Below are 21,686 nucleotides of genomic sequence, written 5' to 3'. Positions count from 1 at the left end.
AGGGTTCCAATCTCGGGAGGGAGGGAGGGAGGGAGGGAGGGAGGGAGGGAGGGAGGGAGGGAGGCTCAGCGGATGCCGAGCCGTGCGTCGAGCACCATGGCGAACGCCCCGCGCAGCACGACGACGTCGTCGCCGTGCGCCGAGAGGCGGACGCGGACGGGGTCCGCGAACGGGGAGAGCGTGCGCGCGCGCAGCGTCGCGACGGCGGCGTCGAGGAACGTCCCGTCGAGGAGGTCGACGGGGCCCGAGAGCACGATGTCGTCGATGTCGAGGGTGCCGACGACGGGGGCGAGCGCGATGCCGAGCCGTTCGCCCGCGTCGCGCAGGACGGACTCGGAGTCATCGGCGGCGGCCATCCGCTCGCGCAGGGCGGGTACGGCGAGCCATGCCTCCAGACAGCCCTCTCGGCCGCAGGCGCACCGTGGTCCGCCATCCGTTCCGACCGTGACGTGTCCGATCTCGCCCGCGGCGTCCCGACCTCCGCGGGTGAGCTCGCCGCGCACCAGGAGGCCCGATCCGACGCCTCGCCCGATCTTCACGAGGACGAGGTCGCCGCTCGATCCGCCGAGGGTGTACTCGGCGAGCGCCGCCGCATTGGCGTCGTTCGCGACGACGACGGGGGCGGAGATCTGCTCCTCCAGCAGCGAGCGCAGCGGCACCCCGTGCCATCCGACGTTGGGAGCGGTGAGCACGACGCCGTCGCGCGAGATCACGCCGGGGGCGGCGACGCCCACGCCGAGCACGCGGGCCGTCGCGCGGGAGGCGGTGTCGGCCGCGAGCGCCAGCACCCCTTCGCGCGCCGCGTCGCTGTCGCCGTCGGCCGGGCGCGGGACGGCGACGCGGGCGCGCACGGCGCCCGTGAGGTCGAGGACGGCGCCGACATGCTCGGTCGCCCCCGAGAGGTCGAGGGCGACGACCTGCAGCCCCTCCCGGTCGATGTCGACGAGGATGGCGGGCTTGCCCGGCCCCGTCTGCGCGCGCACGCCCTGCTCGACGACGATCCCGTCGGCGAGGAGCTCGCCCACGAGGTCGGAGGTGGTCACGCGCGTGAGCCCAGTCTCCCTGGCGAGGTCGGCCCGGCTCATGGCGCCCTCGTGGAAGAGCGTCTGGAGCACGAGAGCGCGGTTGTGCGCGCGGGCGTGCTCGGGCAGCACCTTCGCTCGCGGGATGCGTCGCGGCGCCGTAGGGAGATCGGTCATGTTTGTAAGTTCTATTTACGAAATGGCGGGGGCACAAGACCCCCGCTCGGATTAGGAAGGGATGTTTACAAACTCGTTACACGACTGGTAGCTTCCCTCGCATGACCCTTCCGCTCGTGCCGTGGCCCGCGTCCGTCCGCCCGCGCGAAGGAGCCCCCCTGCACCTCGCGCCCGGCACGGCGGCGCGCGCGGAGGCGGAGGCCGCCGCCTCCGCCGTGACCTCGGAGCACCACGACGCCGCTCTCCCCGACGAGGGGTACCGGCTCGACGTCGACGCGGCGGGGATCGTCGTCGCGGCATCCGCGCCCGCCGGCGCACGCCATGCGCGCGCCACCCTCGCGCAGCTCGTCGAGCAGGGGCCGGAGGGATGGGTCATCCGCCCCGTCTCGATCGCCGACGCGCCCCGGTACCCCCATCGCGGGCTCATGCTCGACGTCGCGCGCCACTTCCATCCCGTGTCGACCGTCGCGTGGCTGCTCGACCGGATGGCCGAGCTCAAGCTCACGCACCTCCATCTGCACCTGACGGACGACCAGGGCTGGCGCCTCGACATGCGCTCGCGCCCCGCGCTCGCCGAACGCGCGTCTGGCACGTCCGTCGGCGGCGGCCCCGGCGGGTTCTACACGCGGGCCGACTGGGACGACCTCCTCTCCCACGCGGAGCGCCGAGGGGTGCAGCTCGTGCCCGAGATCGACCTCCCGGGCCATACGCACGCCGTGGGGCTCGCGCATCCCGAGCTCTGCGCGCCGCCCGTCGTGACGGACGAGGTGCGGCGCGTCGCCGCCGAGCACGGCGGCGGGCTGCCCCGCGCGGGCGTGCCGTACACGGGGCTCGCGGTGGGGTTCTCGTCGCTGCGGGTCGGCGAGCCCGCCGTCGAGGAGTTCCTGCACGATGTGCTGGGCGAGGTCTGCGCGCTCACGCCCGGCGATCTCGTCCACATCGGCGGCGACGAGGCGCTCGGCACCGACCCCGACGACTACGCCTCCCTCGTGGGGCTGGCGGCCGAGATCGTCGTCGCGCACGGGAAGACCCCCGTCGCCTGGCACGAGGCGGGGCGCGCCCCTCTCCCCCGCGGCGCGGTCGGGCAGTTCTGGGGCTTCCGGACGCCGTCGGCCGAGCACGCCGAGGCCGCGCGGGCATTCGTCGCGCGCGGCGGCACGCTCGTCATGTCGCCGTCGGACGCCGTCTACCTCGACATGAAGTACGACCCGTCCACGCCCCTCGGTCTCACCTGGGCCGACGGTCCGACGAGCGTGGAGCGATCATACGAGTGGGACCCCGACGACATCATCCCCGGGCTGCCCGACGGAGCCGTCCGCGGCGTCGAGGCGGCGCTGTGGACGGAGACGATCCGCGATCGCGCCGGCGTCGAGCGGATGGCCTTCCCCCGGCTCGCGTCGGCGGCCGAGATCGCCTGGTCGCCCCGGAGCGGACGGGAACGGGCATGGCCCGCGTTCCGCGCCCGCCTCGCGGAGCGCGTGCGGCGCTGGCGCGAGGACGGCGTCGACGCACAGGAGATCGTGCTCACATCGTGATTCCCTCGCGGCCTGCGGTAAGGTGCGCCGATCTACGATGATCTGTGGGACACGCCGACCGCTTCGGCGCGCATCTGGGGGTAGACGATGACCGATCTCGCGACCAAGCCCGCGCCCGGTTCGGACGGCGACTCGGCTGGACCGGCCGTGGAGTGGGCGCCCGCCGAGCCCGAACCCCGCAAGCGGCACCTGGGGCTGTGGCTCGGCATCCCGGGCGGCCTCATCGCGGCGGGCGCAGCGGCGTGCTCGCTCATCCTCATCGCCCCCGGCGTGGCCGCAGCGGGAGTCGACGTCGGCTGGCAGACGCAGGGCGCCGCCGCCGAGACGATCGCGGCCGGCATCGACGACGTCGACGTCACGATCGCGACGCCCTCGGGCGAGGTCGTCGTCTCGGGAGCCGATCTCGGCGCCTCCGTCGACGCAGCGGCCGCCGCCGAGCAGGCGTTCGCGGACAGCCCGCTCTGGAACGTCGGCACGTGGGGATCGGGCGCCATCCCCGTCGAGGTGACGCTCGACGCCGACACGGCCCTCGCCGCGCTCGAGGAGAGCGCACCCGAGCTCTTCACCGCCCCCGTCGACGCGCAGGTGTCCTACGACGCCGAGGCGGCCTCGTACACGGTCGCCGAGGCGCAGGAGGGCACCGGGATCGACCTCGACGCACTCGCCGCAGGCATCGCCGACGACCTCTCGGCCGGCGATCCCGTCTACGTCGAGACCACCGCGACGCCCGTCGCCGCCGCCGTGTCGACCGCCGACGCGCAGGCGGAGGCCGAGGCGCTGGACGCCCTCGTGGCGGGCGCCGGCTTCTACGTCGACGGCGAGAAGGTCGCGGGCATCGACGCCGCGCAGGCCGCGTCGTGGGTCGAGGTGACGACGGCGGACGGCGCCTTCCAGCTGCAGGTCGACGAGGCCGCCGTCGCCGCAGCGGTCGCCGACACCGTCGCGGGCCTGCCCGAGAAGGTCAACCGCGACGTCGTGGACGAGCAGATCGTCACGAACTCGGCCGGCGAGCACCTGCGGACCATCCAGGAGGGCCAGAACGGCTGGGGCCTGCAGTCGACCGACGGCATCGCAGAGGACTTCGCCGCGCAGCTCGCGTCCGGCGACGGCGCGTTCGAGCTCCCCGTCGACGAGATCGACTACGAGACCGACCTGCTGTACCGCCGCCTCGAGGTCGACAAGAGCGAGGGGACCACGACGCTGTTCGAGACCGTCAACGACGGAGACGAGCAGGTCGTCGACACGTACGCGATCGCTCTCGGCAAGCCCGGGTACGACACCCAGGAGGGCCACTTCACGGTCTACGGGCAGCTCACCATCCAGGACATGGGCTCGTGCGACGACGCCGGCAACTACGTGCCGGGCGGCTCGTTCGACTACTGCACGGCCGATGTGCCGTGGGTGACGTACTTCAACGGCGACCAGGGGTTCCACGGCACGTACTGGCACAGCAACTTCGGCGCCGGCGCGTACATGAGCCACGGCTGCGTCAATATGACCCAGGCGGCCGCGGAGCGCGTGTACTACTTCGCGCAGACGGGCACCGAGGTCTGGGTGCACGCCTGATCACCCGCTAGCCTGTCGATATGACGGAACTGCGCCTCGTCGAGCTGTCGGCGAACACCATCGTCCAGGTCAACACGCTGTCGCTGCGCCCTGGCCAGGAGCAGTTCCTGGCCCCCGTCTCCTACGGCATCGCCGCGTCCGTCCTGAACCCCAAGACGACCTGGCAGCGCGTCGTGCTCGACGGCGACGACGTCGTCGGCTTCGTCAGCGCGAACTTCGACCGCGAGGCCCGGCCCGACTACTTCCAGTCGGTGCTGTGGCGCATCAACGTCGACGCGGACGACCAGCGGCGCGGCGTCGGCCGGTTCGCGGTGGCCGGTCTCCTCGACGAGGCGCGCGAGCGCTCCTTCGACCACCTCAGCGTCATCTACGAGGCCGGAGAGGGAGGGCCCGAGGCCTTCTTCCACCGTGTCGGTTTCTCGCCGGTCAGCGAGACCGAGTACGGTGAGATCATCGCGGAGATCCGGCTCTGACGGACCTCCCGCGGCGCGAACCGCACATCCCCCGATTCCTCAGCCCGCGCGCACGTCGCGCGCGCTGACCCGCGACCGGCGGCGGGGCCTCGAATACCCCTCCCCCATCGAGACCCCGTCGCCCTCCTCGACGCCCCGGGCATCCGACGGATGCCCGGGGCGGTGCGCGTCACACGAGCGAGTCCCGCCAGGCGGCGTGCAGCTGGGCGAACCTGCCCGTTCCGGCCGTGAGCTCCGCGGGACTGCCGTCCTCGACGATGCGGCCGTGCTCCATGACGAGCACGCGATCCGCGATCGCCACCGTCGAGAGGCGGTGGGCGATGATGATCGCCGTGCGATCGGCGAGGAGGGTCTGCAGCGCCTCCTGGATCATCCGCTCTGAGGGGATGTCGAGCGACGCCGTCGCCTCGTCGAGGATGAGCACGGCGGGGTCCGCGAGGAACGCGCGTGCGAACGAGACGAGCTGCCGCTGGCCCGCGGACACGCGCCCGCCGCGCTTGTTCACGTCGGTGTCATAGCCGTCGGGGAGCGAGCGGATGAAGGCGTCCGCCCCGACCGCCTCCGCTGCGGCGCGGATCTCCTCGATCGTCGCGTCGGGCTTCCCGAGCGCGATGTTGTCGGCCACGGTGCCGCTGAAGAGGTAGGCCTCCTGCGTGACCATGACGATCGCCCGCCGGAGGTCGCGTCCGTCGAGGTCGCGCAGATCCACGCCGTCGAGCGTCACCCTGCCGTCGCTCGGATCATAGAACCGCGAGAGCAGCTTGGCGAGCGTCGACTTCCCGGCCCCCGTCGTGCCGACGAGCGCGACCGTCTGCCCGGCGGGGATGTCGAGATCGAACGAGGGCAGGATGGTCCTGCCCTCGCCGTACCCGAAGGTCACGTCGTCGAAGCGCAGCGCTCCGCGCGCGTGCGGCAGCGGCACGGGCCGGATCGGATCCGGGACGGTGAGGTCCTCCTCGAGCACGCCCGAGACCTTCTCGAGTGCGGCGGCGGCCGCCTGGAAGGAGTTCAGGAACATGGCCACCTCCTGCAGCGGGCTGAAGAAGTTGCGCACGTACAGCACGGCCGTGAGGAGGAGCCCCGCCGAGAACGCCCCCTCCGCGACGCGGATGCCGCCCCACAGCACGACGGCGCCGATGGCCGTGGCGGAGATCGCCATGAGGCCGGGCTCGAACGTGCCGAACAGTCGGATCGAGCGCATGTTCACGCGCCGGTACTCCGCGGCGAGCCCCCCGAACTCGACCTCGTTGCGCGGCTCGGTGCGGAACGCCTTGCCCGCTCGGATGCCCGTCATCGTCTCGACGAACTTGACGATGAGCTTCGCGCTGACGACGCGCGAGACGCGGTACGCCCGCTGCGAGTTGACGTAGAACCACCGCATCAGGATCGACAGCGGCACGAACGCCGCGACGAGGACGAGCGAGGAGCGCCAGTCGACGACGGCGAGCGCGACGAACGTGAAGACGCCGTAGAGCACTCCGTGGACGAGCTGGTTGAGGCCGCCGTTGAGGAGCTCGCGGATGGTGTCGAGGTCGCTCGTCTGCCGGGAGATGATGCGTCCGGACGTGTAGGTCTCGTGGAACTCGAGGCTCAGACGCTGCGTGTGGCGGAACACGCGCGTGCGCAGGTCGAGCAGCACGTTCTGCGTGACGCGGGCGGCCAGCACGTCGTACCACGCCAGGAGCGCCGCACCGCCGAGCGCGGTGGCGACGTAGGCCGCTCCGACGAACCACGCGGGACCCCAGTCGGCCCGCTCGACGACCCCGGGGAGCGCCTGGTCGATGCCGAGGCCGATGAGCGCGGGGCCGAGCACGCGCACGCCGGTCTGCGCGACGACGACGGCGGCGACGAGCGCCACCTGCCGCCGGATGGGAGCGAGCAGCGAGATGAGCAGGCGCCACGAGCGCCTGCGGATGGCGCGGTTCTCCTCGCGCGTGTAGTCCGACCGGTCCTCGCCGGCGGTTCCGTGCACGGTGCCGCTCATCGCGTGCCCTCCTCGTCCTCGTCGGCCAGGCCCCGCACGACGGGGATGGCCCCCGTCACGACGTCCATGCCGTGCTCCGGGTCCATGCGCCGGGCACTGTCGTCGGCGCCCTCCTTCTCGAAGCTCGAGATGACGCTGCGGTAGTGCGCCGACGTCGCCATCAGCTCGCTGTGGGTTCCGACGGCCGTGATGCGGCCGCCTTCGAGCAGCGCGACGCGGTCGGCGAGGGCGACGGTCGACGGCCGGTGCGCGACGACGAGCGCCGTCGTGCCCTCCAGCACCCGGCGGAGCCCCACCTGCACGCGCTCCTCCGTGTCGACGTCGAGCGCCGACAGCGGGTCGTCCATGACGATGACGGTCGGGCGCGCGGCGACGGCACGCGCGAGGGCGAGCCGCTGGCGCTGTCCGCCCGACAGGCTCATCCCCTCCTCGCCGATCAGGGTGTCGGCGCCGTCGGGGAGCGAGGCGACGAACTCCGCCTGCGCGACCTCGAGCGCCTCCTGGAGCACCCGCTCGGCCTCGGCCGACCCGGGTTCGAGGTCGTCGCGGCCGAGGAGCACGTTGTCGCGCACCGACGCGGAGAAGAGCGTCGCGTCCTCGAACGCTGTCGCGATGTGCGTCCGCAGCTCGACGAGCGAGAGCTCGCGGACGTCGACGCCGTCGAGCGCGACGCGGCCGGAGGTCACGTCGTAGAGACGCGTGGGGAGTGTCGTGAGCGTCGTCTTGCCCGAGCCGGTGAGGCCCACGAGCGCCATGGTCTCACCGGGCCGGAGGGCGAGGTCGATGCCGTCGAGGAGGTCGGGCTCGTGGTCGCCGGCATCCTGGTACCTGAAGTGCGCGCCTTCGAAGGCGAGGGCTCCGCGCGGGTGCGCGAGCACCACGGGCGCGTCGGGGTCGACGATCGTGTCGATCTCGTCGAAGACCTCGAACACGCGGTCGGTCGCGGTGCGCGCGTCGAGGAGGAACGAGAACAGGAAGCCGATCGACTCCATCGGCCAGCGCAGGATGGTCGCCATCGCGAAGTACGCGAACAGCTGCGGCACCGTGATCTCGCCCGCCGACGCGAGCCATATGCCGAGCAGCAGGCAGGCGGCGAAGGCGAGCTCGGGCATCGCCACGAGCCAGAAGTCGATGCGCGCGATGGCGCCCGCCTTGCGCATCTCGGTGTCGCGCAGGTTCTCGGCCTGCCGGGTGAACCGGCGCAGCGCGTGGGGCCCGCGGCCGAACGCCTTCAGGACGCGGATGCCGTGGACGCTCTCCTCCACGCTCGTCGCGAGGTCGCCCTGCTGGTCCTGGCTCTGGCGGGAGAGCGTGCCGTAGGTCTGCTCGAAGCGGAAGCCCTGGTACCAGATCGGCGCGCCCGCCGCAATGAACACGACGGCGAGCGCCCAGTGCCACTGGAAGAGCAGGACGGCGCCGATGATGATCGTGAGGATGTTGACGACGAGCATGATGAGCCCGAACGCCATCCAGCGGCGGATGAGACCGATGTCCTGCATCATCCGGCTGAGGAGCTGGCCGCCCTGCCAGCGGTCGTGGAACTCGACGGGGAGGCGCTGCAGCCTGTTGTAGAAGCGCGTGCGGATGTCGTACTCGACGGTGGTCGCCGGGCCGAGCACGAACCAGCGGCGCAGCCACACCATGGCCGCCTCGGCGAGGCCGAGGAGGAGGACGACGCACGCGCCCCACGCGATCGCGGCGACGGAGCCGGAGGCGATGGGGCCCCCGACGACCCACTCCAGGGCGATCGGGATGAGGAGCGCGAGCACGGCGGCGATGAGCGCGGTGATCCCGCCCAGCACGAGCCGCGGCAGCACGGGTCGGGCGAACGGCAGGAGGCGGACGAGGGATCGGAAGGTCGATGTGTTCTGGGGGGATGTGGAGCGCGGCATGATCCTCGGAGTCGGCACGGGGCCGGAAGGGAGAGTGTCTTCCCGGTCGTGGGAGAGACGACCGAGCCCTCCAGCCTATGCCCGAGGATGCACCTCAGGAAAGGGCTTCCGCGCTTTCGTCTCCGAATCGGCCCCCGCCGATGGCGACCGGACGGCCCGTGTTGCTCCACGCGCTCCAGGACCCGGCGAACAGCCGCGGCTCGTACCCTGCGAGGCGCGCGGCGACGAAGGCGTGGGACGCCGTGACCCCCGATCCGCAGTAGACGCCGACCGGCTGATCGGGCTGCGCGCCCGCGCCCGCGAACCGCTCGCGGAGGACATCGGCGGGGAGGAAGCGGCCGTCGGGATCGACGTTCCCGCCCGTGAACAGGCTGCGCGCCCCCGGCACGTGGCCCGCGCGCGGGTCGATCGGCTCGGCGTCTCCCCGGTAGCGCTCCTCCGCCCTCACGTCGAGCAGGACGCCGTCGCGGGCGAGGGCGGCCGCCGCGTCGATCGTGAGCTGCGGGAGACGGCCGGCCGAGAGCGTGACGTCGCCGGGCGCCGGCACGACGTCGCCCTGCTCGAGGGCGTGCCCCGCGGCCACCCAGCCGCGCAGCGCGCCGTCGAGGATGCGCACGTCGGCGACGCCCGCGTCGACGAGGAGCCACCACGCGCGTGCGGCCGAGAGCGACTTCAGGTCGTCGTACACGACGACGGTGTCGCCGTCGCGCAGTCCCCACCGGCGCGCGGCCGCCTGCAGCGCCGCGGTGTCGGGGAGGGGATGGCGACCGTCCTGCGGGGCCCCGTGCCCCGCGAGCTCCGTGTCGAGATCGACGTACACGGCGCCGGGGATGTGCCCCTCGAGGTACTCGGGTCGGCCATCGGGCCGGTCGAGCCGCCAGCGCACGTCGAGGATGCGGACGCTCTCGTCGCGCGCGGTCAGCTCGGCGAGCTCGTCGGGGGTGAGGAGGATGTCGCTCATACCGCAACGGTAGCGGGGGCGTCGGCGGCCGGCACGCGGATGGTCGCCGGCGGTCGCCGTGTGTCGCCGTATGCGCGGCGATGACGCCCCGTGTCGGCGGGCGGCGCGGGAGACGCGCGGCTCCCGCTAGCGTCCGAGCCATCGCGACGGATGGGAGGAACGGCATGGCGGGCGGACTCGACGTCGACCAGCTGCGGACGTTCGTGGCGATCGACGACCTGGGCGGTTTCGGCCGCGCAGCCGACGCGCTCGGGCTCAGCCAGCCCACGGTGAGCCAGCACGTGCGCCGTCTCGAGGGCGCGATCGGGCGTCCGCTCGTGCGGCGGGCGGGCCGGGGCTCCGCTCTCACGGCGGACGGGCGTCGCCTCCTCGTCGAGGCCCGGCGCATCCTCGCCGTGCACGACGACGCGCTCGAGCGGCTCGCGGTCGCCCGGCCGCGCACCCTCGTCGTGGGGACGGCGGAGGTGCTGCCGGCTGCGGCGCTGCGCGTGCTCGCGGAGGGACTGCGAGACGCCCATCCCGACATCGACCTCGTCGTGCGCGTCGAGCCGACGGCTCACCTGCTGGGACGCATCGGCCACGAGGTCGTCGACCTCGCGGTCCTGCTCGACGTCGACGACGCCGTCGCGGGGCGTGCGATCGGGCGGCTCCCGCTGCGCTGGGTGGGACACGTCGACGCGGCGCGCGCATCGGGCGTCCGCCTCGTGGGCTACGACGAGACGCCGGGCCTGCGGCAGAAGGCGCTGCGGCTCCTCGCCGACGCCGGGCGGCCCGTCGAGATGAGCGCGGAGGCGGCGAGCCTCGGCGGAGTGGTCGAGGCGCTGCGTGCGGGCCTGGGGGTCGCGCTCGTTCCCGACGCCGGCGGCGACGGCCTCCCCACGGCGCCGGGGCTGCCGGAACCGGGGGACGCCGTCGTGCGCCTGTCGGGCCGCCTCGCGCACGAGGGCGGCATCGCCGACACCGTCGCCGCCCTCCTGGGCGCCGTGCTCGTCCGGCTCAGTGCCGGTGGGCCTCCTCGCCCAGCTTGAACGCGAGTCGGCCGTGAGCGAAGCCGCCGCCGGCGCGCAGGGCCGTCGCCACCCACGCCGTCTCCGCGAGCTCCGCCTCGGTGGCGCCGGCGCGGACGGCCGCCTGCGAGTGCGCATCGATGCAGTACACGCACTGGGTCGTGATGGCGACCGCCACCGCGAGCAGCTCGCGCTGCTTCAGCTCGAGCGCGCGCCCCTCCTTCGCGAAGACGGCGGAGTTGAAGTCGTTCCAGGTGGCCAGGATGTCGGGGGTCTGCTCCTTGTAGACCCGCGTGTACGCCTTGTCGTGCTGACGGTCGAAGTAGTCGCTCATGCAGACGACGCTACGGGCGCGCCGACGCCGTCGGCACGTCGGATGACGCGATGTGACCGGCCTCGCGCGCGAGCAGCGCTCTCTTGACCTCGACCCCCCAGGCGAAGCCGCCCATGCTCCCGTCGCCGCGGAGGACGCGATGGCACGGCACGAACAGGGCGGGGGCGTTTCGGGCGCAGATGGACGCCGCCGCGCGGACCGCGGACGGAGAGCCGAGCGCGGCGGCGAATCCCGTGTACGTGAGCGGCGAGCCGGGTGCGATGCCGCGCAGTGCGGTCCATCCCGCCCGCTGCAGCGGGGTGCCGTGCTGACGCACCGGCACGCCCTCGATCGCGGCGAGGTCGCCCTCGTAGTACGCGCGGACGGCGTCGGCGGCGACGACGGGTCCCGTCTGGACGTGGGACGGACGGATCGCCGCGTGGACGCGCGCGACGACGGCGGCCGGGTCGCCGGTCCAGCCGGAGGCGAGCACGGCGCCCTCGGCGTCGGCCAGCACCGTGAAGGGCCCGTCGGGGGTGTCGAGGGTCTCGAGGACGGCGGTCATGCGGGGGTCTCCTTCGGACGGGGCGTGCGCGGCGCGTCGAGCGCGGCGCGCCAGAGGTGCATCGAGAGGTAGGAGCGCCAGGGGGCGGCGCGCTGCGCCCAGGCGACGAGGGCCCGCGGATCGGCGGGGAGCCCGACAGTCGCGGCGCCCGTGCGCAGGGCGACGTCGCCGGGGAGGATCACGTCGGGCGCGGCGAGCACGCGCATGCCGACGTAGTCGGCCGTCCACTCCCCCACACCGCGCAGCGCGAGGAGCGCGGCGCGCTGCTCGGCGGGATCGTCGGCGGCCGTGAGCGGGAGCGCTCCGGAGGCGAGCGCCTCGGCCGCCTCCACGATGGCGCGGATGCGCGCGGCGGGGCCGCGGAGCACCTCCGCGCCGCGCGAGGCGACGGCCGGCATGGTCGGGAACAGCCGTCCGCGCACGCCGCCGAGCTCGATCTCCTCGCCGAGGTCGGCGACGAGCCGTGTGAGATGGGTGCGGGCCGCGGCGACGGAGATCTGCTGTCCCACCATGGCGCGGATGAGCATCTCGTGCGGATCGGCGACGCCGGGCAGGCGCATGCCGGGCCGAGCGGCGACGAGGGGCGCGATCTCCGGGTGGACGGCGAGGGACGCGTCGATGCCGACGGGGTCGGCGTCGAGGTCGAACAGGCGGCGGACCCGTGCGACGAGCGTCGCGAGGTCGCCGAGGCTCTCGAGTCGCGCGTCGAGACGCAGGCGCCCGTCGAAGGCGATCCGGAACCACGCGGCCCCGCCGGGGAGGCGCACGGTGCGGGAGAAGGAGGCGTGATCGCCCTCCTCCACACCCGAGAGCGTGCGCGCGGCCATCCAGGAGAACAGGCCGGCGTGGTCGAAGGGCTCCCGCACGGGGAGCACGAGCGAGATGCCGGCCGGCGCGTCGGCGCCGCGCCGCGTCGAGCGGAGGGCGGTCGGGGTCATCCCGAACACCTCGCGCACCGTGTCGTTGAACTGGCGGACGCTCGCGAACCCGGCGGAGAACGCGACGTCGGCGGCGCGGAGGTCCGTGCCGACGAGGAGCATGCGGGCGGTGTGGGCGCGCTGAGCACGGGCGAGGCCGAGGGGTCCCGCGCCGAGCTCGGCCGCGAGCAGGCGGCCCAGGTGGCGCGAGGAGTAGCCGAGTCGTGCCGACAGGCCGGCGACGCCCTCGCGTTCGACGACGCCGTCGGCAATGAGGCGCATGGCCCGCCCGACCACGTCGGCGCGGAGGTTCCATTCCGGCGACCCCGGTGCGGCCTCGGGGAGGCAGCGCTTGCAGGCGCGGTAGCCGGCCTCGTGCGCCGCGGCGCTCGTCGGGTAGAAGGTGACGTTGGCCTCCTTCGGCGTGCGCGCGGGGCAGCTGGGGCGGCAGTAGATGCCCGTCGAGCGCACGGCCGTCACGAACCAGCCGTCGAAGCGGGCATCGCGCGACGAGATCGCACGGTACCGCTCGGCGAAGGTCATGTCGGGGCCCATGCCCTCAGCCTGACACGGCGGATGGTCCTCGGCTCGCGGTTTTCGGACATCGCGGTGCCGTCGACCGCACCCGGAGGCGCCGCGAGCCGGCCGGGGATCCCGGCCGGCTCGCGGTGTGTGCGTCTCAGTGGAAGAAGTGGCGCTCGCCCGTGAAGAACATCGTCACGCCGTTGGCGCGGGCGAGCTCGATGGTCTCCTCATCGCGAACGGATCCGCCGGGCTGGATGATCGCGCGCACGCCGGCGTTGATCAGCACCTCGGGGCCGTCGGAGAACGGGAAGAACGCGTCGGATGCCGCGATCGACCCGGCGGCGCGACCCCCGGCCCGCTCGACCGCGAGCTTGCAGGAGTCGACGCGGTTGACCTGGCCCATGCCGACTCCGACCGTGGCCGAGTCCTTCGCGAGGACGATGGCGTTCGACTTGACGGCGCGGCAGGTCTTCCACGCGAAGACGAAGTCATGCATCTCGTCGTCGGACGGGCGCTCGCCGGAGACGAGCTCCCAGCCCTTCGCGACCGACTCGATGTCGTCCGGGAACCGGTCGGCGTCCTGCAGCAGCAGGCCGCCCGACACGAGCCGCACGTCCATCTCCTCCTGCTTCCAGTCGGCGGGCAGCTTGAGCAGGCGCAGGTTCTTCTTGGCCTTCAGCACCTCGAGCGCCGCCGGCTCGAAGTCGGGCGCGACGACGACCTCGGTGAAGATGTCGCGCAGGTTCTCGGCCATCTTCAGCGTGACCGGCCGGTTCGCCGCGATGACGCCGCCGAACGCCGAGAGCGGGTCGCACTCGTGCGCGCGCAGGTGCGCACTCGCGATGGGGTCGAGCGCGTTCGGCGCGGTGACCGCGATGCCGCACGGGTTGGCGTGCTTGATGATCGCGACGGCGGGCTTGACGTAGTCGTACGCGGCGCGCAGGGCGGCATCGGCGTCGACGTAGTTGTTGTACGACATCTCCTTGCCCTGCAGCTGCGTCGCCTGGGCGATGCCGTGACCGCCCACGCGCGAGTAGAGCGCCGCGCGCTGGTGGGAGTTCTCGCCGTAGCGGAGGTCGCCGAGCTTCTCCGCCTTGATCGTCAGGTGCTCGGGCAGCTCGGTCTCGCTGCCGATCGTGCCCTCCGCGAACCACGCCGCGACGGCGGTGTCGTACGCGGCCGTGTGCGCGAACGCGCGCGCGGCGAGCTCGCGGCGCTGCGAGAGCGACGTCCCTCCGGCGGCGACCGCCTCGATGACGGCGCCGTACGACTCCGGCGACACGACGATCGCGACGTTGGCGTGGTTCTTCGCGGACGCGCGGACCATGGCGGGCCCGCCGATGTCGATCTGCTCGACGACGTCGTCGCCCTCGGCGCCCGAGCGCACGGTCTCGACGAACGGGTAGAGGTTGACCACGACGAGGTCGAACGGCGCGATGCCGAGCTCGCCGAGCTGGCGCTCGTGGTCCTCGAGGCGGAGGTCGGCGAGCAGACCCGCGTGCACGCTCGGGTGCAGCGTCTTCACGCGGCCGTCGAGCGACTCGGGGAAGCCCGTCACGCTCGAGACGTCGGTCACGGCGTGGCCGGCGTCTCGGATGGTCGCCGCCGTCGAGCCGGTCGACACGATCTCGACGCCCGCGGCCGCGAGGGCCTCGGCGAGCTGCAGCAGGTTGGTCTTGTCGCTCACCGAGACGAGCGCACGGCGGATGGGGACGATGTCGCGCTCGCGGTAGAGCGAGCTGTCGTGGCGAGGGCCGGCCATGGATGGCTCCTTCTCGGTGTGGCGGGGGATCTGGCGTCAGCGCGCCGGGGACTCGAGGTCGAGCGAGCCGTCCGCGACACGGCGGACGACGTCGATGAGGAGCCGCCGCTCGACGGGCTTGATGCGGTCGTGCAGCGTCTCCTCGTCGTCGCCGGGCAGCACGGGCACGCGCTCCTGCGCGAGGATCGGACCGGAGTCCACCCCGCTGTCGACGATGATCACGCTCGCACCCGTCTCGTCGACGCCGGCGGCGAGCGCATCGCGCACGCCGTGCGCGCCGGGGAACTCGGGCAGGAACGCCGGATGCGTGTTGATGAGGCGCGGCGCGAACTCGTCGACGAGCGGAGCGGGCAGCAGGCGCATGAGCCCGCTCAGGACGACGAGGTCCGCTCCCACCTCGCGCAGCCGACCGGCGAGGGCCTCGCCCCACTCCTCACGCGTGGCGAACGCACGGAAGGGGACGGTGAACGTCGGGATCCCGAAGTGCGTCGCGTGCGCGAGACCCTCCGCGTCCCGGTCGGCGCCGACGGCGACGATGCGGGCGGGGAATCCGGGTTCGGCGGCGGCGTCGAGGAGGGCGCGGAGGTTCGAACCGGTGCCAGAGATGAGGACGGCGACCGAGAGCACGCGCCTAGTCTAGCGGCGCGCCGCTCAGCCCCTGATCCGCCGCATCGCGCTCCGCCTCATCCCCCGCGGTCGCGCGCGAGCGAGGGGCGAGCAGGAGGATGGCCGCGCCCACGAGCACCTCGAGTCCCACGGCGAGCGCGACGGGGCCGGGGTCGGCCCCCACGGCGGCCAGGCGACCCGGGCCCATCGACCCGGCCGTGACGGCGGCGACGAGCGCGGCGGCCGCACCCGACAGCGCGGCGATCGCGACGGCGAGGACGAGCCGCGGCGAGACCGGCTCGCGCGGCGCCTCGTTCGCGTACTCGGGCTGCTCGGGAGGGTCGATCCGCCACTCCGCGACGAGGAGCGACCGTGCGAGCCATCCCGCCGCCGCACCCGCCGCGACGGGCGCGAGCAGCACGAGCAGGAGCCAGGGCGACCCCTGCTCGGGGAGCAGCCCCAGCGCGGGGATGCCGGGGACGACACCGAGCTGCGTGCCAGCGGGCGATACGGCCGTGCCAGCGCCGACCGCGAATCCGGGCCCCGCGACCCACGCGAGCGCCCACCCGATCAGCGTGGGCACGTACGCGAGCTGCGCGAGCGCGATGGCGGTCGCGCCCAGCGCGTCGGCCTGCGCACGTTCGAAGAGTGCGACGACCTCGTCGGCCCGGAGCGCCGCCGACACGACGACCGCGATCGCCGAGGCGCCGACCACCCCCGTCACCGCGACCGCCGACCCGCGCACGGCGAGCGACGGCACCTCCCGCCACTTCGACGACCACGCGTCCACACGCGCCCGCACGGCGTCGACGAGGCCGCCGTCGCCCTCCGCCCATCCCTCGACCCAGGCCCCGGCGACGGCTCCCGCCCCGTAGACGGCGACGGGCAGCACGACGGCCTGCCAGGTCTCGGCCGCGACGACGGCGGTCGCGGAGGTGAGCTGCACGATCGCGGCGATCGCGGCGGTCGCCGCGATCCCGGCGAGCACCCCCGTGGCGCCTGCGCCGCTCCGCACCGCGCGGCGTCCGGATCGTGCCGCGAAGAGGACGGAGAACACCGCGAACGCGAGGGGCGCGAGCGAGAGGCCGAACGCGCCGCCGTCGTCGGGCAGGCCGAGCGCGACGATCGCGTCGTCGTCGAGGGAGACGGACAGCGGGACGAGATTGCCCAGCTGCCAGATTCGGGCGGCGGCGGTCCACAGCGCCGCCCAGTCGGCGCCGGCCCCCAGCGTCAGCGCCCAGAGCAGGGTGAGGGGCGCCAGGGCGACCGCGAGACCGGCGAGCGCCGCCACGAGGGCATCGAACGCGGCGAGCAGGGCGATGAGGATCCGGTGCATGGCGCATCGACCCTACCCGCGCGCGGTGCGAGTTCCCCGGCCCCGCGCCGCTGTCAGGCGGTTACGCCTCGAACGGCTCCAGCACGAACACGGCGATGCGGCGCGACGTCTTCTCCTGGTACTCGGCGTACGGCGGGTAAGCGGCGACGGCGCGGTCCCACCAACGGGCGTACTCGTCGGAGTCGACGTCGAGCTCGCGGGCGAGGTAGTCGCGGCGGTCCGGCCCGTCCTGCAGCTCGACGTGCGGATTCGCGACGACGTTGTGGTACCAGACGGGAGGCTTCGGGGCGCCCCCCTTCGAGGCGACGACGGCGTAGCGGCCCTCGTGCTCGACGCGCATGAGCGCGGTCTTGTACAGCTTCCCGCTCTGCGCGCCCTTGTTCGTCAGGACGATGATGGGCCAGTCCGTCCCGGGGAGGACGGCGGCCTCCGTCCCGCCGGAGGCCTCGAAGGCCTCCGCCTGCTCGCGGGCCCACTGCGACGTGCTCGGTGCGTACTCTCCCTGAAGCGGCATGGCACGAGCCTACGATGCGGCGGAGGGCCGGGGGCGCACGCCGTGCACATCCGCCCGCGCCCCTTGACACTCCTGCGCGGGCCTGCCGATAGTGAGGCGTACGGGCGGGGCATCGATCGCAAGGGGGCACCCCATGAAGAAGCTCATCGGCGAGGTCGCGGCGGTCGTGCCCGACGCGCTCGCGGGGATGGCGGCGGCCCATCCGTCGCTGCGGATCGACACGGAGCATCGCGTGGTGCTCCGGGCGGCGAAGAAGGAGCCGGGGCGGGTGGCGCTCGTCTCGGGCGGAGGCTCCGGCCACGAGCCTCTCCATGGCGGATACGTCGGCTTCGGGATGCTCGACGCCGCGGTCGCCGGCGAGGTGTTCACCTCGCCCACGCCGGAGCCGATCCTCGCGGCGACGACGGCGGCCGACGCGGGCGGCGGGGTCCTCCACATCGTCAAGAACTACACGGGCGACGTCATGAACTTCGAGATGGCCGCCGAGCTCGCCGAGGCGTCGGGCACGCGCGTGGCGTCCGTCCTCGTCCACGACGACGTCGCGGTCGAGGACTCGACGTACACGGCCGGCCGTCGCGGCGTGGGGCTCACGGTTCTGGTGGAGAAGATCGCGGGCGCCGCGGCGGAGGAGGGCCGTCCGCTCGACGAGGTCGTCCGCATCGCCGAGAAGGTCTCGGCATCGGGGCGCTCGATGGGGATGGCCCTCACGAGCGGCACGGTGCCGGCGGCGGGCCGCCCCACGTTCGAGATCGGCGACGACGAGATGGAGATCGGCATCGGCATCCACGGCGAGCCGGGCCGGCACCGCGTTCCACTGGCCCCTGCGCGCGAGATCGCGCGGATGCTCGTCGATCCCGTGCTCGCCGACCGCGACTTCCGCTCGGGGCCGGTCATCGCGATGCTGAACGGCATGGGCGGCTCGCCGCTCCTCGAGCTGTACCTCATGTACGGCGAGGTCGCCGCTCTCCTCGACCGAGCGGGTGTGGTCGTCGCCCGGACGCTCGTGGGCGACTACATCACGTCCCTCGACATGGCGGGGTGCTCTCTGACGCTGCTCGCCGCCGACGACGAGCTGCTCTCGCTGTGGGATGCGCCCGTCGAGACGCCGGCGCTGCGGTGGGGGCGTTGAGGATGGCCGTGGACCTCGACGCTCTCATCCGCTGGCTGGAGCTGTTCCGCGATCGCGTCGTCGCCGACGAGGAGCGCCTGACGGCTCTCGACTCCGCCATCGGCGACGCCGATCACGGGGCGAACATGGCGCGCGGGGCGACCGCCGTGACGGAACGCCTGGCGGCGGCGCCGCCCGCCACGGCCGAGGCGTTCGGCACCACGACGGGGATGGCGCTGGTGTCGACCGTGGGCGGCGCGAGCGGCCCCCTCTACGGCACGTTCTTCCTGCGCTTCGGCGCCGCGGCGGGGCAGGTCGCGACGCTCGACGGCGCGGCGTTCGCGTCCGCGCTGCGGGCGGGCCTCGACGGCGTCGTCGCCCGCGGCAGGGCGGAGCGCGGGGACAAGACGATGGTCGACGCGCTCGCCCCGGCCGTCGCGGCGTTCGAGGCGGCATCCGACGACGTGCCGGCGGCGAGCGCCGCGGCCGCCGCCGCCGCGCGCGAGGCGAGCGCCGCGACCGCCCCGCTCATCGCTCGCAAGGGCCGCGCGAGCTACCTCGGCGAACGGAGCGCGGGCCACGTCGACCCGGGATCGGAGTCGACGGCGCTGCTGTTCGCCGCCCTCGAAGAGGCCGTCGGCCGGGGCGCCGAGGAGGCGTCGTGATCTCTTTCGTCGTCGTCTCCCACAGCGTCGCGCTCGCCGAGGCCGCCGTCGCGCTCGCGGCGGAGATGGCGCAGGGAGCCACGCTCGAGCTCCGCGTCGCCGCGGGGACGGCCGACGGCGCGACCGGCACCGACGCCACGCTCATCGCGGCCGCGATCGACGAGGTCTCCTCCCCCGACGGCACCCTCGTCTTCACCGACCTGGGCTCGGCCATCCTCTCGTCCGAGCTCGCTCTCGACCTCGCCGCGCCACGCGGAGAGGTGCGGCTCGCCGCCGCCCCGCTCGTCGAGGGGCTCGTCGCCGCCGTGGCCCGCGCGGCCGCTGGCGGCACGCTCCTCGAGGTCGAGCGGGAGGCGCGGCGGGCGCTCGACGCCAAGCTGCGGCACCTCGGCGCCGATGCGGACGCGCCCGAACCCGCCGCTTCGGCCGCCGGCCGCTCGGAGTCGTTCGCGCTGACGAACGAGATCGGCCTGCACGCGCGGCCGGCGGCGGCGCTCGCGAGCGCGCTCCGCGATGTCGACGCCGTCGTGCGCATCGGGACGGCGACGCGCCCCGCCGTGGACGGACGCAGCCTCGTCGGGCTCATGGCGCTCGGGGCGCGCAAGGGCGATGTCATCGACGTGACCGCGGAGGGCCCGGACGCGGACCGCGCCGTCGACGTCGTGCGCGCGCTCGTCGAGTCGGGCTTCGGGGAGGCGTGATGGCGTCGCCCCGCATCCCGCTCACGGTCCCCGGGCCGCACGGCCCGCGCGAGATCAGCCTGTCGAGCCCCGACCGCGTGCTGTGGCCCGAGGTCGGCGTGACGAAGCGCGAGCTCGCGGAGTACCTCATCGCCGTGTCGGGCCCGTTCCTCGCCCACAACGGGAACCGCCCCGTGTCGCTGGAGCGGTTCCCCGACTCCGTCGAGGGCGAGAGCTTCTTCTCCAAGAACCCGCCCAAGGGCGCTCCCGACTACGTGGAGGCGGTGACCGTGACGTACAACAGCGGGCGGCGCCATCCGCAGCTCGTCCTCACGGAGCCGGCCGCGATCGTCTGGGCCGCGCAGATGAACACCGTCGTGTTCCACCCGTGGGCGTCGCCCTCGTCCGATTCCGACCATCCCGTGGAGCTGCGGATCGACCTCGACCCGCAACCGGGGACGGGGTTCCCGGACGCGGCGCGCGCCGCGCACGGCATGCGCGCCGTGCTCGACGAGGCGGGGCTGACGTCGTGGATCAAGACGAGCGGCAACCGCGGCATCCACCTCTTCTGCCCCATCGAGCCGCAGTGGGAGTTCCTCGACGTGCGGCACGCCGTCATCGCCGCCGCACGCGAGCTGGAGCGCCGGATGCCGTCGGAGGTCACCACGAGCTGGTGGAAGGAGGAGCGCGGAGCGCGCATCTTCATCGACTTCAACCAGGCCAACCGCGACCGGACGATGGCCGGCGCCTACAGCCCCCGGCCCGTGGCGCAGGCGACGGTGTCGACGCCGATCACGTGGGACGAGCTCGACGGCGTCGACCCGCACGCGTTCACGGTGCGGTCGGTTCCGGAGCGCCTCGCCGCTGTCGGCGATCCCTGGGAGGGGTTCGCCGCCTCCCCGGCCCGGATCGACACGCTGCTGGAGTGGTGGGAGCGCGATCTCGGCGACGGGCTCGGCGAGCTGCCGTTCCCGCCCGACTTCCCGAAGATGCCGGGAGAGCCCCCGCGCGTGCAGCCTTCGCGCGCACGGAAGCCGGAGTAGGCGCCCCGCGCCCGTGCTCGTCGAGCAAGCGAAGCGAGACGAAACGGCGCGAGCCGTCCCCGGGAACGGATCCCGGGGACGGCTCGCGGCGTGTGGTCGCGGAAGCGACGCGCTGTGCGCGCTGAGTGCTACAGCTGCTCGATGATCTCGCGCATGAGGGCGGCCGTCTCGCTCGGCGTCTTGCCGACCTTGACGCCTGCGGCCTCGAGTGCCTCCTTCTTCGCCTGCGCCGTGCCGGCGGAGCCCGACACGATGGCGCCGGCGTGGCCCATGGTCTTGCCCTCGGGGGCCGTGAAGCCCGCGACGTAGCCGACGACCGGCTTCGTGACGTTGGCCTTGATGAAGTCGGCCGCGCGCTCCTCGGCGTCGCCGCCGATCTCGCCGATCATGACGATCGCCTTCGTCTCGGGGTCGGCCTCGAACGCGGCGAGCGCGTCGATGTGCGTCGTGCCGATGATGGGGTCGCCGCCGATGCCGATGGCGGTCGAGAAGCCGAGGTCGCGCAGCTCGAACATCATCTGGTACGTCAGCGTGCCCGACTTCGACACCAGGCCGATGGGGCCCTTGCCCGTGATGTTCGCGGGCGTGATGCCGACGAGCGACTCGCCCGGCGTGATGATGCCGGGGCAGTTCGGGCCGATGATGCGGGTCTTGTTGCCCTTCTCGATCGCGTACGCCCACGCCTCGGCGGTGTCTCCGACGGGCACGCCCTCGGTGATCACGACGAGCAGGCCGATGCCGGCGTCGATGGCCTCGATCATGGCGGCCTTCGTGAAGGCGGGCGGCACGAACGCGATCGACACGTCGGCGCCTGTCTTCTCGATGGCCTCGGCGACGGAGCCGAAGACCGGCAGCTCGACCTCGCCGGCGCCGGGCTTCTCGTGCGTGACGGTGGTGCCGGCCTTGCGCGCGTTCACACCGCCGACGATGTTCGTCCCGGCCTTGAGCATGAGGGCCGTGTGCTTCGTGCCCTCACCGCCCGTGATGCCCTGGACGATGACCTTGGAGTCCTTGTTGAGGTAGATCGACATTTCC

At 73.5% G+C, this 21,686-nt stretch carries 20 protein-coding genes; 8 read left to right on the top strand and 12 right to left on the bottom strand.

What is annotated here, in order from left to right; genetic code table 11:
• Window positions 1-65: 65 nt before the first annotated feature.
• Window positions 66-1,199 carry an ROK family transcriptional regulator gene (locus ABD998_RS16600; protein ID WP_345441758.1) on the bottom strand — a complete coding sequence of 378 codons (1,134 nt, stop codon included), beginning with the start codon at window positions 1,197-1,199 and terminating at the stop codon, window positions 66-68.
• 101 nt (window positions 1,200-1,300) lie between these two features.
• Between ABD998_RS16600 and ABD998_RS16595 the strand changes: the two genes are divergently transcribed.
• The 3 genes from ABD998_RS16595 to ABD998_RS16585 all read left to right on the top strand — a co-directional run bounded on the left by ABD998_RS16595 (window position 1,301) and on the right by ABD998_RS16585 (window position 4,773).
• Window positions 1,301-2,734, top strand: a complete 1,434-nt coding sequence (locus ABD998_RS16595) for a family 20 glycosylhydrolase (RefSeq protein WP_345441755.1) — start codon at window positions 1,301-1,303, stop codon at window positions 2,732-2,734.
• 87 nt (window positions 2,735-2,821) lie between these two features.
• Window positions 2,822-4,300 (top strand): L,D-transpeptidase family protein, encoded by a 1,479-nt coding sequence (locus tag ABD998_RS16590; protein ID WP_345441752.1) that lies wholly within the window; start codon window positions 2,822-2,824, stop codon window positions 4,298-4,300.
• A 20-nt stretch (window positions 4,301-4,320) separates the two neighbouring features.
• Window positions 4,321-4,773 (top strand): GNAT family N-acetyltransferase, encoded by a 453-nt coding sequence (locus tag ABD998_RS16585; protein WP_345441749.1) that lies wholly within the window; start codon window positions 4,321-4,323, stop codon window positions 4,771-4,773.
• Between the two features lie 169 nt (window positions 4,774-4,942).
• Here the strand turns inward: ABD998_RS16585 and ABD998_RS16580 are convergent, their stop codons facing one another.
• The 3 genes from ABD998_RS16580 to ABD998_RS16570 all read right to left on the bottom strand — a co-directional run bounded on the left by ABD998_RS16580 (window position 4,943) and on the right by ABD998_RS16570 (window position 9,610).
• The gene (locus ABD998_RS16580) at window positions 4,943-6,757 is read right to left on the bottom strand and encodes an ABC transporter ATP-binding protein (protein ID WP_345441747.1); all 1,815 of its coding nucleotides are present in this window, start codon (window positions 6,755-6,757) and stop codon (window positions 4,943-4,945) included.
• A complete protein-coding gene (locus ABD998_RS16575; protein ID WP_345441745.1) occupies window positions 6,754-8,649 on the bottom strand; it encodes an ABC transporter ATP-binding protein in 1,896 nt (631 codons plus the stop codon). Before ABD998_RS16575 ends, ABD998_RS16580 begins: the two co-directional genes overlap by 4 nt.
• 94 nt (window positions 8,650-8,743) lie before the next feature.
• Window positions 8,744-9,610, bottom strand: coding sequence for a sulfurtransferase (locus ABD998_RS16570; protein WP_345441742.1), 867 nt, complete (start codon window positions 9,608-9,610; stop codon window positions 8,744-8,746).
• 164 nt (window positions 9,611-9,774) lie between these two features.
• Between ABD998_RS16570 and ABD998_RS16565 the strand changes: the two genes are divergently transcribed.
• Window positions 9,775-10,638 carry a LysR family transcriptional regulator gene (locus ABD998_RS16565; RefSeq protein WP_345441740.1) on the top strand — a complete coding sequence of 288 codons (864 nt, stop codon included), beginning with the start codon at window positions 9,775-9,777 and terminating at the stop codon, window positions 10,636-10,638.
• Here ABD998_RS16565 and ABD998_RS16560 read toward each other — a convergent pair.
• The 7 genes from ABD998_RS16560 to ABD998_RS16530 form a co-directional block, all read right to left on the bottom strand.
• Complete coding sequence (locus tag ABD998_RS16560) at window positions 10,607-10,951, bottom strand: carboxymuconolactone decarboxylase family protein (protein ID WP_345441737.1); 345 nt, start codon at window positions 10,949-10,951, stop codon at window positions 10,607-10,609. The two genes, ABD998_RS16565 and ABD998_RS16560, sit on opposite strands and share 32 nt — an antisense overlap.
• Before the next feature lie 10 nt (window positions 10,952-10,961).
• The gene (locus ABD998_RS16555) at window positions 10,962-11,495 is read right to left on the bottom strand and encodes a methylated-DNA--[protein]-cysteine S-methyltransferase (protein WP_345441734.1); all 534 of its coding nucleotides are present in this window, start codon (window positions 11,493-11,495) and stop codon (window positions 10,962-10,964) included.
• Window positions 11,492-12,967: an AlkA N-terminal domain-containing protein gene (locus ABD998_RS16550; RefSeq protein WP_345441731.1), complete on the bottom strand. Its 1,476-nt coding sequence runs from the start codon at window positions 12,965-12,967 to the stop codon at window positions 11,492-11,494. Before ABD998_RS16550 ends, ABD998_RS16555 begins: the two co-directional genes overlap by 4 nt.
• 124 nt (window positions 12,968-13,091) lie before the next feature.
• Window positions 13,092-14,699, bottom strand: coding sequence for a bifunctional phosphoribosylaminoimidazolecarboxamide formyltransferase/IMP cyclohydrolase (purH, locus tag ABD998_RS16545; RefSeq protein ID WP_345441728.1), 1,608 nt, complete (start codon window positions 14,697-14,699; stop codon window positions 13,092-13,094).
• 36 nt (window positions 14,700-14,735) lie between these two features.
• Entirely contained in the window at window positions 14,736-15,326 is a 591-nt protein-coding gene (gene purN, locus ABD998_RS16540) for a phosphoribosylglycinamide formyltransferase (RefSeq protein ID WP_345441725.1), read from the bottom strand.
• A gap of 4 nt (window positions 15,327-15,330) precedes the next feature.
• Complete coding sequence (locus tag ABD998_RS16535; RefSeq protein WP_345441722.1) at window positions 15,331-16,641, bottom strand: cell division protein PerM; 1,311 nt, start codon at window positions 16,639-16,641, stop codon at window positions 15,331-15,333.
• Window positions 16,642-16,702: 61 nt separating this feature from the next.
• Window positions 16,703-17,155: a nitroreductase family deazaflavin-dependent oxidoreductase gene (locus ABD998_RS16530; RefSeq protein ID WP_345441719.1), complete on the bottom strand. Its 453-nt coding sequence runs from the start codon at window positions 17,153-17,155 to the stop codon at window positions 16,703-16,705.
• A 133-nt stretch (window positions 17,156-17,288) separates the two neighbouring features.
• On the opposite strand from ABD998_RS16530, the gene dhaK reads away from it, so the two are divergent.
• From dhaK to ligD, 4 genes are read left to right on the top strand one after another with little or no spacing between them, the layout of a single operon-like run.
• A complete protein-coding gene (gene dhaK, locus ABD998_RS16525; protein WP_345441716.1) occupies window positions 17,289-18,284 on the top strand; it encodes a dihydroxyacetone kinase subunit DhaK in 996 nt (331 codons plus the stop codon).
• Window positions 18,285-18,286: 2 nt separating this feature from the next.
• Window positions 18,287-18,928: a dihydroxyacetone kinase subunit DhaL gene (gene dhaL / locus ABD998_RS16520; RefSeq protein ID WP_345441713.1), complete on the top strand. Its 642-nt coding sequence runs from the start codon at window positions 18,287-18,289 to the stop codon at window positions 18,926-18,928.
• Window positions 18,925-19,629, top strand: a complete 705-nt coding sequence (gene dhaM / locus ABD998_RS16515) for a dihydroxyacetone kinase phosphoryl donor subunit DhaM (protein WP_345441710.1) — start codon at window positions 18,925-18,927, stop codon at window positions 19,627-19,629. The genes dhaL and dhaM overlap by 4 nt, the downstream gene beginning before the upstream one ends.
• Window positions 19,629-20,651, top strand: coding sequence for a non-homologous end-joining DNA ligase (ligD, locus tag ABD998_RS16510; protein ID WP_345441707.1), 1,023 nt, complete (start codon window positions 19,629-19,631; stop codon window positions 20,649-20,651). The genes dhaM and ligD overlap by 1 nt, the downstream gene beginning before the upstream one ends.
• A gap of 128 nt (window positions 20,652-20,779) precedes the next feature.
• Here ligD and sucD read toward each other — a convergent pair whose 3' ends face one another.
• Window positions 20,780-21,682 (bottom strand): succinate--CoA ligase subunit alpha, encoded by a 903-nt coding sequence (gene sucD, locus ABD998_RS16505; RefSeq protein WP_345441704.1) that lies wholly within the window; start codon window positions 21,680-21,682, stop codon window positions 20,780-20,782.
• Between the last annotated feature and the right edge of the window lie 4 nt (window positions 21,683-21,686).

Source organism: Microbacterium gilvum, from assembly GCF_039543865.1.
Classification (GTDB): Bacteria; Actinomycetota; Actinomycetes; order Actinomycetales; family Microbacteriaceae; genus Microbacterium; species Microbacterium gilvum.
The sequence above is the reverse complement of the archived record's forward strand: the minus strand, read 5'-3'. Positions and strand labels throughout refer to the sequence as shown.

Bases quoted from the DNA above. Each gene is read 5' to 3' on its own strand.
- ABD998_RS16600 (WP_345441758.1), bottom strand. From the start codon at position 1,199: ATGACCGATCTCCCTACGGCGCCGCGACGCATCCCGCGAGCGAAGGTG.
- ABD998_RS16595 (WP_345441755.1), top strand. From the start codon at position 1,301: ATGACCCTTCCGCTCGTGCCGTGGCCCGCGTCCGTCCGCCCGCGCGAA.
- ABD998_RS16590 (WP_345441752.1), top strand. From the start codon at position 2,822: ATGACCGATCTCGCGACCAAGCCCGCGCCCGGTTCGGACGGCGACTCG.
- ABD998_RS16585 (WP_345441749.1), top strand. From the start codon at position 4,321: ATGACGGAACTGCGCCTCGTCGAGCTGTCGGCGAACACCATCGTCCAG.
- ABD998_RS16580 (WP_345441747.1), bottom strand. From the start codon at position 6,757: ATGAGCGGCACCGTGCACGGAACCGCCGGCGAGGACCGGTCGGACTAC.
- ABD998_RS16575 (WP_345441745.1), bottom strand. From the start codon at position 8,649: ATGCCGCGCTCCACATCCCCCCAGAACACATCGACCTTCCGATCCCTC.
- ABD998_RS16570 (WP_345441742.1), bottom strand. From the start codon at position 9,610: ATGAGCGACATCCTCCTCACCCCCGACGAGCTCGCCGAGCTGACCGCG.
- ABD998_RS16565 (WP_345441740.1), top strand. From the start codon at position 9,775: ATGGCGGGCGGACTCGACGTCGACCAGCTGCGGACGTTCGTGGCGATC.
- ABD998_RS16560 (WP_345441737.1), bottom strand. From the start codon at position 10,951: ATGAGCGACTACTTCGACCGTCAGCACGACAAGGCGTACACGCGGGTC.
- ABD998_RS16555 (WP_345441734.1), bottom strand. From the start codon at position 11,495: ATGACCGCCGTCCTCGAGACCCTCGACACCCCCGACGGGCCCTTCACG.
- ABD998_RS16550 (WP_345441731.1), bottom strand. From the start codon at position 12,967: ATGGGCCCCGACATGACCTTCGCCGAGCGGTACCGTGCGATCTCGTCG.
- purH (WP_345441728.1), bottom strand. From the start codon at position 14,699: ATGGCCGGCCCTCGCCACGACAGCTCGCTCTACCGCGAGCGCGACATC.
- ABD998_RS16535 (WP_345441722.1), bottom strand. From the start codon at position 16,641: ATGCACCGGATCCTCATCGCCCTGCTCGCCGCGTTCGATGCCCTCGTG.
- ABD998_RS16530 (WP_345441719.1), bottom strand. From the start codon at position 17,155: ATGCCGCTTCAGGGAGAGTACGCACCGAGCACGTCGCAGTGGGCCCGC.
- dhaK (WP_345441716.1), top strand. From the start codon at position 17,289: ATGAAGAAGCTCATCGGCGAGGTCGCGGCGGTCGTGCCCGACGCGCTC.
- dhaL (WP_345441713.1), top strand. From the start codon at position 18,287: ATGGCCGTGGACCTCGACGCTCTCATCCGCTGGCTGGAGCTGTTCCGC.
- ligD (WP_345441707.1), top strand. From the start codon at position 19,629: ATGGCGTCGCCCCGCATCCCGCTCACGGTCCCCGGGCCGCACGGCCCG.
- sucD (WP_345441704.1), bottom strand. From the start codon at position 21,682: ATGTCGATCTACCTCAACAAGGACTCCAAGGTCATCGTCCAGGGCATC.